Here is a 14,989-nt window from a genome sequence, read left to right as displayed (position 1 = left end):
CCCTTCAGACGGCCTTATGGCCGTCATATTGTGCGTCAGGCCGTCTGAATGGCAGACGGCGCGACAGTTTATTCGAAGCGCGCGCTTCGTTCCATCAGTCGTTCAACGACTTGCTGCGGGGTCATTTCTTTGCGGATGAGTTGCAGCAGGGTTTGAGTGATGGGCATATCGATTTGGTATTTGGCGGCGGTGTTGAAGACTTCTTCAATGGTGCTGACGCCTTCGGAAACGTGGCCGATTTCGACAAGCACTTGATGCAACTCTTTGCCTTCTGCGAGGCCGAGGCCGACACGGCGGTTGCGCGAGAGTGCGCCGGTACAGGTCAGGATAAGGTCGCCGATGCCTGCCAAGCCCATCATGGTTTTGGGTTGCGCGCCCATGGCAATGGCAAGGCGGGTGATTTCGGCAAGGCCGCGTGTTACTAAGGCTGCGCGTGCATTGAGGCCGTATTCGAGGCCGTCTGAAAGGCCGGTGGCAATCGCCATAACGTTTTTAACGGCACCGCCCACAGCGACGCCGATGACGTCGGTGCTGCCGTACAGGCGCATCACGTTGGTGTTCAGTTGGGCGGTGGTTTCCTCCACCCAGTCTTTGTTTTCGGAAGCAAGTACGACGGCGCAAGGCAGTTGGGCTGCAAGTTCTTGGGCAAAGCTCGGACCTGAGAGAACGCCGATTTTTTTATTGTTAGGCAGGACTTCTTTCAGTACTTGGAAAGTCAAGAGGCCGGTATCTTGTTCAAAACCTTTGCAGGCGGCGAGAACGGGAATATCGGCAGCGTTATGCTGTTTGAGCAGCTCGGCGCTGCTTCTGAGGCCGGCTACGGAGGTTACGATCAGGGCAAGTTGGCTGTCTTTCAGCGCTTCGCCCAAATCGGCGTGAACGGTAAGGGACTCAGGAAAAGGGAAGCCGGGCAGGCCGCGTTTGTTTTCGCGATCTGTTTGCAGGGCGCGGATTTGGTCGGGATTGCGTGTCCAAAGGGCAACTTCATTGTTGTGGTGCGCAAAGTGCAACGCGAGAGCTGTCCCCCACGAACCTGCGCCGATGACGGTAATTTTCATGTTTCTCTTCCATATGGGAACGGGGCTTACTTTAAAACAAACGGCTTTTGGGTGCAAGGGCGGCGTTTGTGAAAAATATTTTGTGCCGTTTAAAAAGCCTTAGGCCGTCTGAAAGTTCAGACGGCCTGCTTCGGTTTATGATTTATTGTTACCGGAATGGTAGGCATCGTAGGCGTAGTAGTCGTAGCTGTTGTTGGCTTCGCGCTTCATGCCGTTGAGGACGACACCTTTGATGTTGATGTGGCTTTGTTTGAGGCGTTCAACGCTGGCCTCAAGCTCTCGTGCACGCGTATGTGCATAACGGCTGATCATCAGGACGGTGCCTGCATGTTGGCCGATGATGACGGCGTCGGTCACGGCCAATACGGGCGGCGTGTCCAAGATGACGTAGTCGTAGCGTTGGCTAGCGTTGGCAAGCAACTCGTTGAAACGGTTGTCCATCAAAAGCTCAGACGGATTGCTAGGATAGCTGCCGCTGCTGATGAGGTGGAGGTTTTCAATGCCGGTTTCTTGTACGGCTTTAGCCGGAGCTGCTTTGCCGTTAAGGATGTCAGACAAGCCGAACTCGGGGGTAAGGCCGAAGAGTCGGTCGAGGTAGCCTTTGCGCATATCGGTATCGATAAGCAGAACGCGTTTGCCCGACTGCGCCATTACGGTGGCGAGGTTGGCGGAGATAAAGGATTTACCTGCTTCAGGCGCGGCACCGGTAATCATGAGGACGTTGTTAGGCGCGTCCAGCATGGAGAAGTAGATATTGGTGCGCAGGGCGCGGATGGCTTCGACGGCCGTGTCGGCGCGGTCTTCGCTGGCCAGCAGATAGTTGGAACGGCCGCCGGTTTTCTTGAATTTGCTTTTGAAGAAGTCGCGTTTTTGCTGGGTTTTGGAGTGCGGAATAAGAGCGACGACTTCCAAATTGAGGTTTTCGATTTCTTCGGATGAAGTAATGCCGTTTTTCATGCGGTTGCGAATCATCAGCCACAAAGCGGTCAATGAACCTGCGGCAAGTGCGCTCAGGAGTGTGATGACAGCTTTGCGCGGGGCAACGGGGTTTTCAGGGACATAGGCATAATCGACGATGCGGACATTACCTTGCGCACTGGCTTTCATGATGTTGAGTTCTTGTTGTTTGCTCAACAGTTGGACGTAGGTAGCCTGGTTGGTTTCTACGTCGCGGGTCAGGCGGATAACTTCTTGTTGGGTATTCGGCAACTCAGCAATTTGTTGGTTGATTTTGTTTTTAGCACGCTCGAGAACGGCAAGTTTGTCCAATACAGCTTTATAGGAAGGGTGTTCCGGCGTGTATAGCTCGGCCAAGCCTGCTTCTTCGGTTTTGAGCAGGGTAATTTGGGTTTCGATGCCGGTCAGGCTTTCCAATGCGCCTTTGGACTCGAGCGGAATGTCGAGGGAGCCTGATTGTTGGCGGTAGGCATTGAGTTTGTTTTCAGCGTCTTGCAAGGTTTCTTTCAAGCGTGGCAATTCTTCGCTGATGAAGGCCAAACCGCTGGATGCAACTTGGACGTCGCGTTCGCGGTTTTGCGCAACGTAGTTGTCGGCAATGCTGTTGAGGATGACACTGGTACGTTTAGGGTCAGTGCCGGTAAAGGTAAGGTTGATGATGGGGCTGGTTTTACCTTTGCTGATGACCGCCAGTTTGTTTTGGATGTTTTCGATGGCGCTGATGCGCGAGAACTTGGTCAACGCAAATTCTTGACCCGGATTGGCTAAGATTTGATCGATTTTGAGGGTGGTTTGATTGTTGATTTTCAGAGGTACGCCGACCTTGCCTTCTACAACGCGTTTGTCAGGCAGGGTAAGGGTATAGGCTTTGTTGCTCTTGGCGGTCAGCGTGAAGGTTTTGTTGAACCATTCGTCTTGTACGGTAAAGCTGCCGACGGTCAGTTTGGGATCAGGGTCGCCGCTGACGTTGTGCATCAGGCTGCCGATAACGGGTGTGTATTTGGCTTTGACTTCTTGGTCAAGCTGAAGGTCGTCAACGGTTTTACCCAGTACCAAGCGTGATTGAACCAGCTCGACTTCTGCTTCAGACGGCGTGGTTTGGTTGTTGAAGATGCTGTTGATTTCGGTCAGGATTTGGTTTTGCCGCGTTTCAATTTCCAGCATGGCGTCGGCACGGTATTGCGGAGTGGATGCCAGGCTGAAGGCTGCGCCAAGAATGCCGCCTGCAAGCAGGGCGGCGAGGATTTTGTATTTATTTGTCCAAATTACGCGCAGCTGTTGGCCGAAGTCGATTTCGTCGTTGTCTGCGCTGTAAGGTGTGTAGGTCGTTTTTTTCATTGCTTGCTTTCTTGTTCATGCCGGTTTTATACCGGTTGAGTTTTTCCGTTTAGTTTGGTTTTCCAAGTGTCTGCGGCAGCATTGAGCTGTTCAAAAACGGCTTCAAACATTTCGCTGCTTTGTTTGTATGGGTCAGGTATGGTTTTTTTAGGCAACCATTGGGCAAACAGCATGGTTTTGCTGCGTGCCGGCGGATGGATGTCGGCCACCATATCGATTTGACTGGGCTCCATGACGAGAATCAAATCGGCCTGTTCGCACATCGGGGCGGTCAGTTGGCGTGGCGTATGGCCTGCAACGATGACGCCGTGTTTGAGTGCGGTTTTAATGGCCTGGAAATCGGCATCCTTACCTGCCAGTGCTTTTATGCCGGCGCTGCTGATTTGATGGCCGGGTAGTTTTTTCTGCATGATCCGCTCTGCAGTGGGGGAGCGGCAGATGTTGCCTAGGCAGACGATGAGTATGTTGTGGTACATGATATTGTTTTCGGTTTATGGCCTGAAAAAAACGTGAGTCAGACTATAAGATACTGCTTTTCCGTTTGTGCGGTGTGTACGGCTTTTGTATGCCGTTTATGTAATTAGCTTGGATTGTGCGTGATTTTGTATCCTGCTGTCAAACAAGGGTCTGACAGCAGGAACCACTGTTTATCTAAACGTATTGTCGAGGGTGTTGACGTTGCTGATGGAGTTGGTAATTTGTGACATTACGCGGTTCCAACGGGTAACCGGGGCGGCGGTAACGTAAACGGTATCTTCCGAACGCAGTTTGAATTCGCTGCCCAATGCGTAAGAAGTCGCATCTTTCAGGTTGAGCTGATAGATGTGGATAGGTTTGGCCGCGTCTTCTGGTGCGCGGCGGATTACGAATACGCCGGTTGCATCGGCATAGTTTTGGTTCATGCCGCCGACTTCTCCGAGCGCTTGGGTCAGGTTGAGGCCGTGATTGCCGATCGGCAGTGTGGCTTGTTTGCCGACTTCGCCCATGATGTAGATTTTGTTGTTGCTGCTGTTAGGAACGTAAACGATGTCGCCATGGCTGAGAAGATGGTTTTGCGACATATCGCCGTATTGCAGCATGTCTTGCAGGGAGATGGTGCGGTCGACGCCGTTGTGCGTCCATTTGATGTGTTGGGTGTCGGCACTTTGGGTAACGCCGCCTGCTTGGTTGATGGCATCCAAAATGGTCATCGGGATATTGGTAATCGGCAGCTGACCTGCTTGGTTGATGGCACCGGATACTGAAATGCGTTGTGAACGGAATTCGGTAACGTTGATGGCTACTTGAGGGTTTTTGATGTAGCGTTTCAGAAGGTTGGTCAGGGTGTTTTGCAATTCGTCCAAAGTTTTGTCTTTGGCTTGAATTTTGCCTGCCAGCGGGTAAGTAATATAACCGCCCTCATCTACCCAGGCCCCGCGGCTGACTTGGTTGGTTTGCGGGTTGCTTTGCTGGATAGGGGAGTTAAGGTCGGAGTGCGCCCAAACCATGATATTGAGGACGTCGCCGCTGCCGATGCGGTAGCGGTAAGCGCTTTTGCTTTGCTCCAAACCTTGGTTGTTTTGGGAAAGTACAGGCGGCTTACGCATTTTTTCAATCAGGTTGGGCGTGATGGGGTAAACGGCAACGCGGCTGTCGAGGTTGGTGTCGGCTGCGGTGTCGGTATCGGTGTAAACAATGGTTTTGGTTCTGGTTTTGATGGTTGAACCAGGAATGACTGTCGTGCTGTTACAGGCAGTCAGTGCGAATAGAGTAAGCAGGGAGAGCGTTTTTTTCATGTAGTAGTCCTTGCGGGATGGTGTCCGGGCCGTCTGAAAATGTTCAGACGGCCTTATTGTTTTGTTGCCAAACCAAGTCGCAGATACCGTCTTTAGGTACGAAGCCTGTCGGTGCGCGCAGCAGAAGCTGGCGCAGGCTGTTTTGGTCGCTTTGGAGACAGGCAGTATGGAGTTCCGACAGTATGTCAGATAATTGCGTCCATGGAAGCATTACTTCACTGGCGGTCATAATACGGGGATGAGTGGTTTTTTGTACCTCGTCGCCAATGAGCAGTTCTTCATAAAGTTTCTCGCCCGGGCGCAGGCCGGTAATCTTGATTTCGATGTCGCCGTGAGGGTGCTGCTCGTCTTTGACTTTGAGGCCGCTGAGGACAATCATTTGACGGGCAAGGTCGATGATTTTGACGGATTCGCCCATGTCGAGGACGAATACGTCGCCGCCTTTACCCATTGCGCCGGCTTGGATAACCAGTTGCGCTGCTTCGGGAATGGTCATGAAGTAGCGGGTAATGTCTTGGTGGGTCAGGGTAATTGGGCCGCCTTCGGCAATTTGTTTTTCAAATACGGGGACAACGGAGCCGGATGAACCCAATACATTGCCGAAACGCACCATGCAGAAGCGTGTTTTTTGCTCCGGCTCAGCGGCAAGCGCTTGCAGGCAGAGTTCGGCCATGCGTTTGCTGGCGCCCATAGTGTTGGTCGGTCGGACGGCTTTGTCAGTGGAAATCAAAACAAAGGTGGAAACGCCCGCATCTACGGCGGCCTGCGCGCAGCAGAGTGTGCCGAACACGTTGTTTTGAATGCCTTCGATGGTGTTAAACTCAACCATAGGGACGTGTTTATAGGCTGCGGCATGATAGACGGTGTCGACGTGATAGGCCTTCATGATGCTGCTAAGGCGTTCTTTGTTTTGAACCGAGCCCAAAAGCGGTACGACTTCGACTTGGCTGCCTTGCGCGGCTTGGGTTTCGCGCAATTCTTTGTCTATGCTGTACAGGGCAAACTCGGACAATTCAAACAACAGCAGTTTGGTCGGACGGCAGTTGAGAATCTGACGGCAAAGTTCGGAGCCGATAGAACCGCCTGCGCCGGTCACCATCACGACTTTGTCGCTGATGTCGGCGCTCATCAATTCAGGGCGCGGTGCCACAGGGGCGCGGCCGAGCAAATCGACCACAGAGATTTTTTTCAATGAGCTGACGTTGATTTTGCCGTCGACCAAATCTTTCATACCCGGAATGGTCAGGACTTCGCATTTGTATGCTTCGAGGCGGCGGATGATGTCTTTGCGTTCTTCCGGCGTAGAACTTGGAATCGCCAGCAGAATTTTACGGACGCCGTAGCGGCTGATCAGCATCGGGATTTCGTTGGGGTTGTAGACGGCAAGATCATAGATGACGGTACGTTGGATTTTTGGGTTGTCATCGACAAAGGCAATGGCTGAGTATTCGTTAACCTGTTTGATGGCTTCCAACAACTGGCGGCCGGATTGGCCTGCACCGTAGATGATGACGGGGGTCATCTGTTTGCGGTGATGATCGGTCAGAATCGCGCGCAGGATCATGCGCGAGCTGGTTACGCCGACCACCAAGACCAAGAAATAGACGATGGGCAGGGCAAGGTGCAGTTTTCGTTCAAAAATCAGGGTGGTTAGGCAGAACAAGACCGCTGAAATGATGCTGCCGAATGCGGCGGCGGTCAGGACACGGATGCTGACGAAGCGTGTGACGGCGCGATAGAGGCCGATACGGATGAAAAGGATGATGGTCAGCACAGCGGTGCTGCCGAAAGCCAGCCAGTTGGCGATGCTCAACCATTCGTCGGAATATTGTACTTTGAGGCTTTGGGCAAACCAAAACGCCACGAATATTATCAAGATATCGTGAATGACGAAGAAGGTTTTTTTAAGGTTGCGCGGCAGAGCCAGCAGGGTTTCCAAGTTCATTTTATATTTCTTGTGTCTGAGTGTTGTAATGTGGCTTGGTACGGATTGTTTGAAGCAGGCTGTTTTATTTTTTCAGACGGCCTGAAGTTGCAGGCCGTCTGAAAATGATTATGCCGTGGCTTCAGTCAATACGGCTTCGATGTTTTCTTTACAGAACGCAATTTCTTCATCGGTCAGGGTTGGGTGCACCAAGAACATCAGGCTGGTGTCGCCCAACTCGACGGCGTTTTTCAAACGCTCTTTCGGACGCCAAGGCGTGTCGTCGAAGGCTTTTTCCAAATACACTTCGGAGCAGCTGCCTTGATAGCATGGGACTTTGCGCGCGTTCAGTTCGTTGACGATACGGTCGCGCGTCCAGCCGTCTTTCAGGTGTTTGGGTTTGACGAAAACATAGAACTTGTATTGCGCGTGTTCGATATAGTCGGCTACTTCAACCAAACGGATGCTGGCAAATTTGCCCAAGCTTTCAGCCAGTTTGGCGGTGTGAGCTTGACGGCGGGCAGTCCATTCGGGCATACGTTTGAGCTGAATGCGGCCAATGACAGCCTGCATTTCCATCATGCGCCAGTTGGTGCCGAAGCTTTCGTGCAACCAGCGGAAACCGGGTGCGTGCTCACGGTTGTACACGGCATCGTAGCTTTTGCCGTGGTCTTTGTACGACCACATTTTGCTCCACAGCTCTTTGTCGTTGGTGGTTACCATGCCGCCTTCGCCGCCGGTGGTCATGATTTTGTCTTGGCAGAACGACCAAGCGCCGACGTGGCCGATAGAGCCGACGGATTTGCCTTTGTATTTCGCACCGTGCGCTTGGGCGCAGTCTTCGATAACCCACAAGTTATGTTCTTTGGCCAAGTCCATGATGGCGTCCATTTCGGCGGGCATACCGGCGAGGTGGACGACGATGATGGCTTTGGTATTCGGCGTCAGCGCGGCTTTGATGGTTTCCGCGCTGATGTTTTGGCTGTTCAAATCCACATCGGCAAACACGGGGTTTGCGCCTGCGGTAACGATGCAGGAAGCGGAGGCGAGGAAGGTGCGCGAGGTAACGATGACGTCGTCGCCTGCGCCTATGCCCATTGCTTTTAGCGCGACATCGAGTGCCAACGTACCGTTGGAAAGGGCGACGGCGTATTGCGTGCCGACAAAAGCTGCAAATTCTTTTTCAAATTCGCGACATTCCGTACCTGTCCAGTAGTTGACTTTGTTGGACAGCAGGACTTTGGAAACGGCATCGGCTTCTTCTTGAGTAAAGCTTGGCCATGGGGAGAGTGATGTATTAAGCATTTGTTTTTCCTGCGAAAAGACTGGTTGAGCCTTTGGGGGCGATTTCTTCCAGCAGTTGGCGGTTGATCAGGGTGTATTTCTGACCGTTGATTTCGACGTATGCGCCGTCGTAAGGAGGGAACCAGAAGGCGCGGATTTTCTTCTCGATATCGTCGCCGTCGCAGATTTGCTTCATGGCTTCCATTTCGTCACGGCTGACGTAGCGGCCACCGATGTTTGGCGTGGTCGGCAATTTGGTTTTCGACTCGATGGCGCGGGTGATGATGCGTCGTGCGAAATCTTCCAATGCCTGCATGGTTTTGCGTTCGAGCGATTGGGCGGTTTCTGTTTCAGCGTCGATAGGGAAGCGGTCCACTTCGATAATTTCGCCGGTATCGATGGAAGCATCAACGTAGTGGGCGGTATTGCCCCATTGGTTCAGCTCGTCCATGATGGCCAGATTGTAGCCGCCTGTGCCTTTGTATTCGGGCAACAGCGCAGGGTGGAAGTTGATCGTGCCTAAAGTCGGAATGCTCAGGAATTCATCACGCAGCTTGCGCCAGTAAAGGACAGACAAGCCCAAATCGTATTTCAGACGGCCTTCTCGCATTGCTTCCAAAGCCGTATCGAAGGTGTACAGGGGCAAGCCCAATTCCTGTGCGGCAGCCGTGGTCGGCGAGCCTTGCAGATGGCTGTCGGTCAAGACACCGACGATTTCGATATGGTCTTGTTTGGTCAAAAAACGAAGCAGGTTGGCGGAAACCTGTTTACGACCCATAAATAAGATTTTCATGGAGAAATGTCCCTTATGCATTTGCTTTTTCGGTGGCGGAAGTTGTCAGTGTAGTCAATTCTTCCAGGGTGTTTATCCAAAGGGTGGGCTGGTATTCATGACCGTATTGCTCGGGATCGGCTTGATGAATATTGTGCGGCTTAGGCATGATGCCAATGGAGAGCCACCCCAGTTTGTTGGGTGCGACAAAATCTTTTTTGATGTTGTCGCCGATGTAGATGAAATGTTTTGCAGCCGGATATTTGTTTTGCAGGAAGACAAAACGCTTATCTTCGGGTTTTTCCGATTGCATGGCTTCCGAAATCAAAATGTCGTCAAACAAATCGGTCAAACCCAAGACCTGTATTTTCAAACGCTGTGTCAGACTGCGGCCGTCTGTAATCAGGGCGCGTGCGGCAAAAGGGCGCATCAGCTTCCGTAAAAAAGACGGTTCGACATAGGGTCGGATAACAGGCCTGTGTAGTCGATATTGCCACAAAAGTGATTGTTTCTCTAATTCGTTTAATTTGCAATGATGGCACAAATTATCGAGCCAGTCTTTACTTTTATTGTCTGCAATTTCATTTAGTACGTCAGCATTGTATTGAGGATAAAGCGACGTAATTATCCCTACAACTGCCTGTATTCCGGAGCATTTGTAGTCGTGCTCAGAGTAAAGCGTATCGTCAAGATCGAAGACGATGACAGATTCTTCCGGCTTAATCATGTTCTCTTACCAAAACTTTAGCATCGTAACGAAGCATGATTAAATTGTTTTCCCAGTCGTTGGAGAAAGGGATGTCTTGGCCGCCGATGTATTCTTGAATCAGCCAGCCCGGATAGTTGCCGCCTGCGGCGTAAGTCAGCGGGAAACCGCCGCCGAAACGCGGGTTGATTTCCACACCGTAGGTCGTGCTGTCGGTTTTGCTGACGAAGAATTGTGCGGTAATACAGCCGCGTGCGCCTTCCAATACGGCCATTTTTTCAACCAGCTCTTCATATAGGGCATTGCGTCGGGTTGCGCCTTTGCTGACTTCGCCGGTGCGCACTTCCAAACGTTCGCGAGGAATGGCGCATTTCAGACGGCCTTGACGGTCGTAATACATATCGACGGTAAATTCGGAGAAAGTATTCTCGATATCGATGTATTGGGCGAACATCATTTTCGGGTCTTCGGTAATGTCGACAGTCAAATCAGCCGGTGTGTTGATTTTTTTCGCACCGATGGCTCGGCTGCCGTCATAAGGCTTGGCAAAACATGGGAAAACCAGGCGGTCACGTTCGTAAATTTCAGGCGAACGGATACTGTATTGTGCAAACAGGCCTGCGGTCAGGCGCTTGTCGCAGCACAGGGTAATCAGCTTTGCATCGGAAATGACAATATGTATTCCTTCAGCTTCAAAACGGTCACGTGCTTCGGCCAGTTTGAGCAGCTCGGTATCGATGGTTGGCACAATCAGACCGATGTCGTGTTGTTGGGCCAGCTCGAGAATGCTGTCAATGTATTCGGCTGCATCGATACGCGGCACGCTGAAAGCGCGGTCGGCAACATGGCAGGCAGAAGACATGTGTGGGTTGAGGTCAGTGGCAAAAACGCCGATGCCGTCTGAAAAACGTGCGGCTTCGGTTTGAAAGTCCTGCACCAATTCGACACGGCGACCTGCCGACAGAATCAGTATGTTATTTTTTTTCATCAGTTTTATTACCCGTGAAATAAGGCATGGTGGCTTCTCCTTCGGCTGAGATGCCTTCTTTGACGAAGATTTTTTTAACCGTCAGGAACAAAATTTTGATATCCAGCCAAAAGCTGAAGTTGTCGATGTACCAAACATCGTGGGCAAATTTCTCATCCCATGAAATGGCGTTGCGGCCATTGACTTGAGCCCAACCGGTCACGCCCGGTTTCATTTCGTGGCGGCGGTTTTGGAAGTCGTTGTACAACGGCAGGTAGTGCATCAGCAGCGGACGAGGGCCAACTAGACTCATCTCGCCTTTTAAGACATTCCATAATTCAGGAAGTTCGTCCAAACTGGTGGCACGTAATTTTTTGCCGAAATCGGTCAGGCGTTCGCTGTCGGGCAGCGGGTTGCCGTCTTTATCGACCGCATCGCGCATGGAGCGGAATTTAATCATTTTAAACGGTTTGCCGTCTTTGCCCGGCCGCTCTTGGGTGAAGAATACCGGTTCGCCCAAGTTTTTGCGGATGAGGTATATCAAAATCAAAAATACGGGCGAGAGGAAAATCAGTCCTGAGGCGGAGGCGATGATGTCAAACAGGCGTTTGAAGAATTTACTCATGGGCTAATCTTTCAATCAGGTTGACGATTTTTTGATACGCCACGTCGCGCTTGAAGCGGCGGACGATTTCGTCGGATTGAACGGGGTCGTTTTTGCGCGCCAGAATGTCTTTGGCGGCTTGGACGAAACCGTCCACATCGCCGGAACGGTAGTTCGCATGCGGCAGCAGGGTAAGGACTTCGGCAACTTCGTCGTTGACCTGGCTGTTCAGAATCGGTTTTTGCAAAGCCATATAGTCGGAGAGTTTGTTGGTAATCGACTGCATGGCGTAAGAGTGGATGGCGTTGACGGAGATGTCGCAGCCTTTGGCGACCGACATCATTTCGGCGTAAGGAATGTAGCCGTAAAACTTGATGCCGTCGCAGGCATATTGTTTGAGCCTGTCCAAATCGGGGCCGCCGCCCATGATGTGCAATTCGACGTTTTCGCCGGCGTCCAACAGCTTGCGAACGCCTTTGCACACGGTTTCCACGTCATAGCTGTAACTGAGCGTACCCAAGTAGAAGAAACGGGTTTTGTCGTCGCCGAAGTCTTTTGCCGGCGCGGCATCGAGTTTCGGAAAATCCGCGCCGATATAGACGACTTCGCCGGGTACGTTCGGATTGGCTTCTTTGGCGCGGTCGAGGTAGGTCTGCGACACGGCGACCAGCGCGTCGGCGTAGCGGTAGGCGCGGTTGGCGCGAGAGGAGAAGGGCAGCAGGTTGTGCGGGATTTTTTTCAAAAACGGCACGACCGAGGAGAAGGATTCCGGCCATACGTCCTGCACGTCGATAATCAGCTTGTAGCCCAAACGCGCTTTGTGTTCGCCCAAAAGCAGGTTGGTGGCAATCAGCGGATAGGCGGAAAAGACGACGTCTTGCTCGCCCGGACGGCAGTTTTTCAGCCATTGCTCAAAATTTTTGACGAATACATGATGGCTTTTGACGCGGTCCAGCGAGACGTTTTTGCCGTAGCCGCTCTCTTCCAGCAGCATGACTTTCAGACGACCTTGCGAAGCAGATGTGGCATCTTCAGGTCGTCTGAAAGATTTGTCGTAGTGTTTGAAATTGCTGGTAATCAGCAGCACGTCATGAGACTGCGACAACAGCTCAGCAAGATACCAGAAGCGGTTGAAATGCGGCTCGGACGGCAGCGAACAGTAGGGGGCGACGATGGTGATGTTCATATTTTCAGACGACCTCACATATCGTAAGCGGCCATGGTGGTGCGATAGATTTCATCATCGGAACACAAGGTCTCAACGTGTTTATGCAGGGCTTTGCCCATCTTTTCGCGTAACTCGGGCTGCTTGATGAGTTGATCGACGGCTTCGATAAAGGCTTCGTCTTCGTCGAAGGGGAAACAGTATCCGGTTTCGCCGGTAATGACCATTTCGGAAATGCCGCCCATGTTGTAGGTCACGACGGGCGTGTCGTAGAGGCCAGCTTCAAGGATGTTGTTGCCGACGCCTGCACCATGGTCGCCGATACAGTGCGGCGTGTTCACCAAAATATCCACGTCTTTGAAATAGCCGGTCAAGTCGCGGACGCCGCCGAGGAAGGTGACTTTGTCTTCAATGCCCAAACGTTTGGCTTGGGCTTTGAGGTTGTCCATTTCTTCGCCGATACCTGCAACGTTGAGGCGTACAGGCATACCGCGGTCAATCATTTTCTTCAAAATATCCAACATCAGATGTACGGCGCGGACGGTGTCCAAACGGGAAAGTGTGCCCAGTTGGACATAGTCTTTGACCGTTTTTTCAGGAACGAAATCTGCTTTGTGCAGGGCGTTGTAAGTGTAGGTGATGCGGTTGGCAGGGAAACCGTAACGGATGAGTTTTTCGCGTTCGTGTTTGCAGTTGCCGATGATGTACACGCCCAGCTTGTCGAAAAGCTTGGCAATTTTCGGATAAGTTTCCGGATCAAGGCCGCGCGCGTGGTAGAACACTTTGGTTTTCGGCGAGGCAAACTTGGCCGCAATGGCGCAGGCCGGAACGATACGCGCCATTTGGCAGTGAATCACATCAGGTTTTTCTTTTTTCAGCAGTTTCATATAGGCAAACATGCCTTTGACGTAACCCAAAAGACCGCCTTGGTAAAAATCGATCGGCTGCCAACGGATGCCCAATGCTTGCGCTTCCTGAATCAGAGGGCCGTCTGAAGAGGCCAATACGATATCGTGTCCGCGTTGTTTGAGCAGGCGGCCGAGGCGGAAAGTGGCGTTTTCAGTGCCACCGAGACCGGACATGGAGGTAGTCAGGATGATTTTCATGATGGTTTCTTCGTATCGTATAGTGTTTCGTTGTATGCGTAAGCGGCCATATCTTTCAGCTTGGGCGCAACAAATACGCTGTAAATAAAAATCAGCAGGCAGGGCAGCCAGATAAACGGCATACGTAAAATGGTGGATGGAATAAAACCGGCCAGCAGGAAAATGCCCAAGGTAACCCAAGCCAGTACGCGTGATTTATTGGTTAGTGCACGGCTTGAGGCAGTGTAGAGGAAATAAAACGCTACAAATGCAATAAAGCCGAGCAGGGAAATTATGCCGAAACCCAAATACAGTTCGATGATAAAACTGTGCGGATTTTCAAAACCCACGCTGTTACTCAAGTGGCCGCCGAAATATTCGCGGAAGTTTTTAGGACCGTAACCGGTCAGCAGCAGGGGCGGATTGTTCCAGAAGTAGTTGTAAATCTCCTGACGGTAGGACACGGAGTTGTCGCTGCCTAAGTCGTACAGGAAGAGGTACACGCGGCTGGAAAAACGTTCCAAAAACTGGTTGCCGTTGAGCGACAGCAAAAATTCCGCAATCGCGCGTGACGGAATCATCGACAACACCAACGCCAGCAAACCAGCTACGCCGACTGTAATAAAACCGTTTTTGCGATAGGCCGTATAAACCAGCAAAATCAACAGGTAACAGCCGATGGCGGTACGCGATACACTGGCGAAAATGGCCATGCCCAACAGCAGGAACAAACCCCAGCCCAGTAGTTTTTCTTTGTGTTTTCGTCCTTGGAGTTGGAAGAAAAACAAAATGGCAGGTGCAAGGCAGACTGCGGTGGCGGCAAGGTTGTTCGGGTTAAAGAACAAGCCTTTGAGTGAACCTTCATCAATAGCCAACTCATCGCTGGCGCTCACAAACTGAATGCCGGTGGCCAACTCTGCAAAAGGCGGCACGGCGATAAACAGCGTAAATACGATGAGGAACTTTTGAATCGTTCCCAAAGGGTCGTCGGCACGTTTCGATACTTGGTAAAACAAGTAGAAGAAAGCCGGAATCGCCATAAAAAACAAAATATCCATGTACTGCGTCGGCGTCAGCGACGTAATACCCATGTGGATGGCAGGCCAGATGCACATGGCGGTCAGGGCGCAGAGCATGGCAAAAATCTTGCGCGGAATATGCTTGCTTTCCAGAAAAAATACGACAAAACCAAGCAGTACAAATATCAGGGTCAGCGGGTTGTCGATACGCGGCACGCCGACCTTAAAGGACAGCGCGGGTCCCAGCATATAGGCTGCGAGCATGATGTATAGGATGTAAGTGTATAAGTTCAGACGTTTTATTTTCATGGTCATTCTGTTGTTGTCGTAGAGAC

General features: G+C 51.6%; 13 protein-coding genes. All 13 read right to left on the bottom strand.

The window, feature by feature from the left end; translation table 11 throughout:
• Window positions 1-68 precede the first annotated feature (68 nt).
• Complete coding sequence (locus ACTHTA_RS01175) at window positions 69-1,058, bottom strand: NAD(P)H-dependent glycerol-3-phosphate dehydrogenase (protein WP_070631182.1); 990 nt, start codon at window positions 1,056-1,058, stop codon at window positions 69-71.
• Window positions 1,059-1,193: 135 nt separating this feature from the next.
• The gene (locus tag ACTHTA_RS01170) at window positions 1,194-3,353 is read right to left on the bottom strand and encodes a polysaccharide biosynthesis tyrosine autokinase (RefSeq protein WP_308887102.1); all 2,160 of its coding nucleotides are present in this window, start codon (window positions 3,351-3,353) and stop codon (window positions 1,194-1,196) included.
• A gap of 26 nt (window positions 3,354-3,379) precedes the next feature.
• A complete protein-coding gene (locus tag ACTHTA_RS01165; protein WP_049328305.1) occupies window positions 3,380-3,829 on the bottom strand; it encodes a low molecular weight protein-tyrosine-phosphatase in 450 nt (149 codons plus the stop codon).
• A gap of 171 nt (window positions 3,830-4,000) precedes the next feature.
• Window positions 4,001-5,128, bottom strand: a complete 1,128-nt coding sequence (locus ACTHTA_RS01160; protein ID WP_003684536.1) for a polysaccharide export protein — start codon at window positions 5,126-5,128, stop codon at window positions 4,001-4,003.
• A gap of 43 nt (window positions 5,129-5,171) precedes the next feature.
• Entirely contained in the window at window positions 5,172-7,073 is a 1,902-nt protein-coding gene (locus ACTHTA_RS01155) for a polysaccharide biosynthesis protein (protein ID WP_440375725.1), read from the bottom strand.
• Between the two features lie 108 nt (window positions 7,074-7,181).
• Window positions 7,182-8,357: a DegT/DnrJ/EryC1/StrS family aminotransferase gene (locus ACTHTA_RS01150; protein WP_308887106.1), complete on the bottom strand. Its 1,176-nt coding sequence runs from the start codon at window positions 8,355-8,357 to the stop codon at window positions 7,182-7,184.
• Entirely contained in the window at window positions 8,350-9,129 is a 780-nt protein-coding gene (locus ACTHTA_RS01145; protein ID WP_250599550.1) for a methionyl-tRNA formyltransferase, read from the bottom strand. The genes ACTHTA_RS01150 and ACTHTA_RS01145 overlap by 8 nt, the downstream gene beginning before the upstream one ends.
• A gap of 13 nt (window positions 9,130-9,142) precedes the next feature.
• Window positions 9,143-9,835, bottom strand: coding sequence for an HAD family hydrolase (locus ACTHTA_RS01140; protein WP_308887107.1), 693 nt, complete (start codon window positions 9,833-9,835; stop codon window positions 9,143-9,145).
• Complete coding sequence (locus ACTHTA_RS01135) at window positions 9,828-10,802, bottom strand: ATP-grasp domain-containing protein (RefSeq protein WP_308887109.1); 975 nt, start codon at window positions 10,800-10,802, stop codon at window positions 9,828-9,830. The genes ACTHTA_RS01140 and ACTHTA_RS01135 overlap by 8 nt, the downstream gene beginning before the upstream one ends.
• Window positions 10,789-11,406, bottom strand: coding sequence for a sugar transferase (locus tag ACTHTA_RS01130; protein ID WP_308887110.1), 618 nt, complete (start codon window positions 11,404-11,406; stop codon window positions 10,789-10,791). Before ACTHTA_RS01130 ends, ACTHTA_RS01135 begins: the two co-directional genes overlap by 14 nt.
• On the bottom strand, window positions 11,399-12,571 hold the full coding sequence (locus ACTHTA_RS01125) for a glycosyltransferase (RefSeq protein ID WP_440364009.1): 1,173 nt from the start codon (window positions 12,569-12,571) through the stop codon (window positions 11,399-11,401). The genes ACTHTA_RS01130 and ACTHTA_RS01125 overlap by 8 nt, the downstream gene beginning before the upstream one ends.
• A gap of 14 nt (window positions 12,572-12,585) precedes the next feature.
• Window positions 12,586-13,656: a glycosyltransferase family 4 protein gene (locus ACTHTA_RS01120; RefSeq protein WP_440364010.1), complete on the bottom strand. Its 1,071-nt coding sequence runs from the start codon at window positions 13,654-13,656 to the stop codon at window positions 12,586-12,588.
• On the bottom strand, window positions 13,653-14,963 hold the full coding sequence (locus ACTHTA_RS01115; protein WP_003684579.1) for an O-antigen ligase family protein: 1,311 nt from the start codon (window positions 14,961-14,963) through the stop codon (window positions 13,653-13,655). Before ACTHTA_RS01115 ends, ACTHTA_RS01120 begins: the two co-directional genes overlap by 4 nt.
• Window positions 14,964-14,989: the final 26 nt, after the last annotated feature.

Source organism: Neisseria sp. P0013.S005 (assembly GCF_051958425.1).
Lineage (GTDB): Bacteria > Pseudomonadota > Gammaproteobacteria > Burkholderiales > Neisseriaceae > Neisseria > Neisseria subflava.
This window is presented reverse-complemented; position numbering and strand designations above follow the sequence as displayed.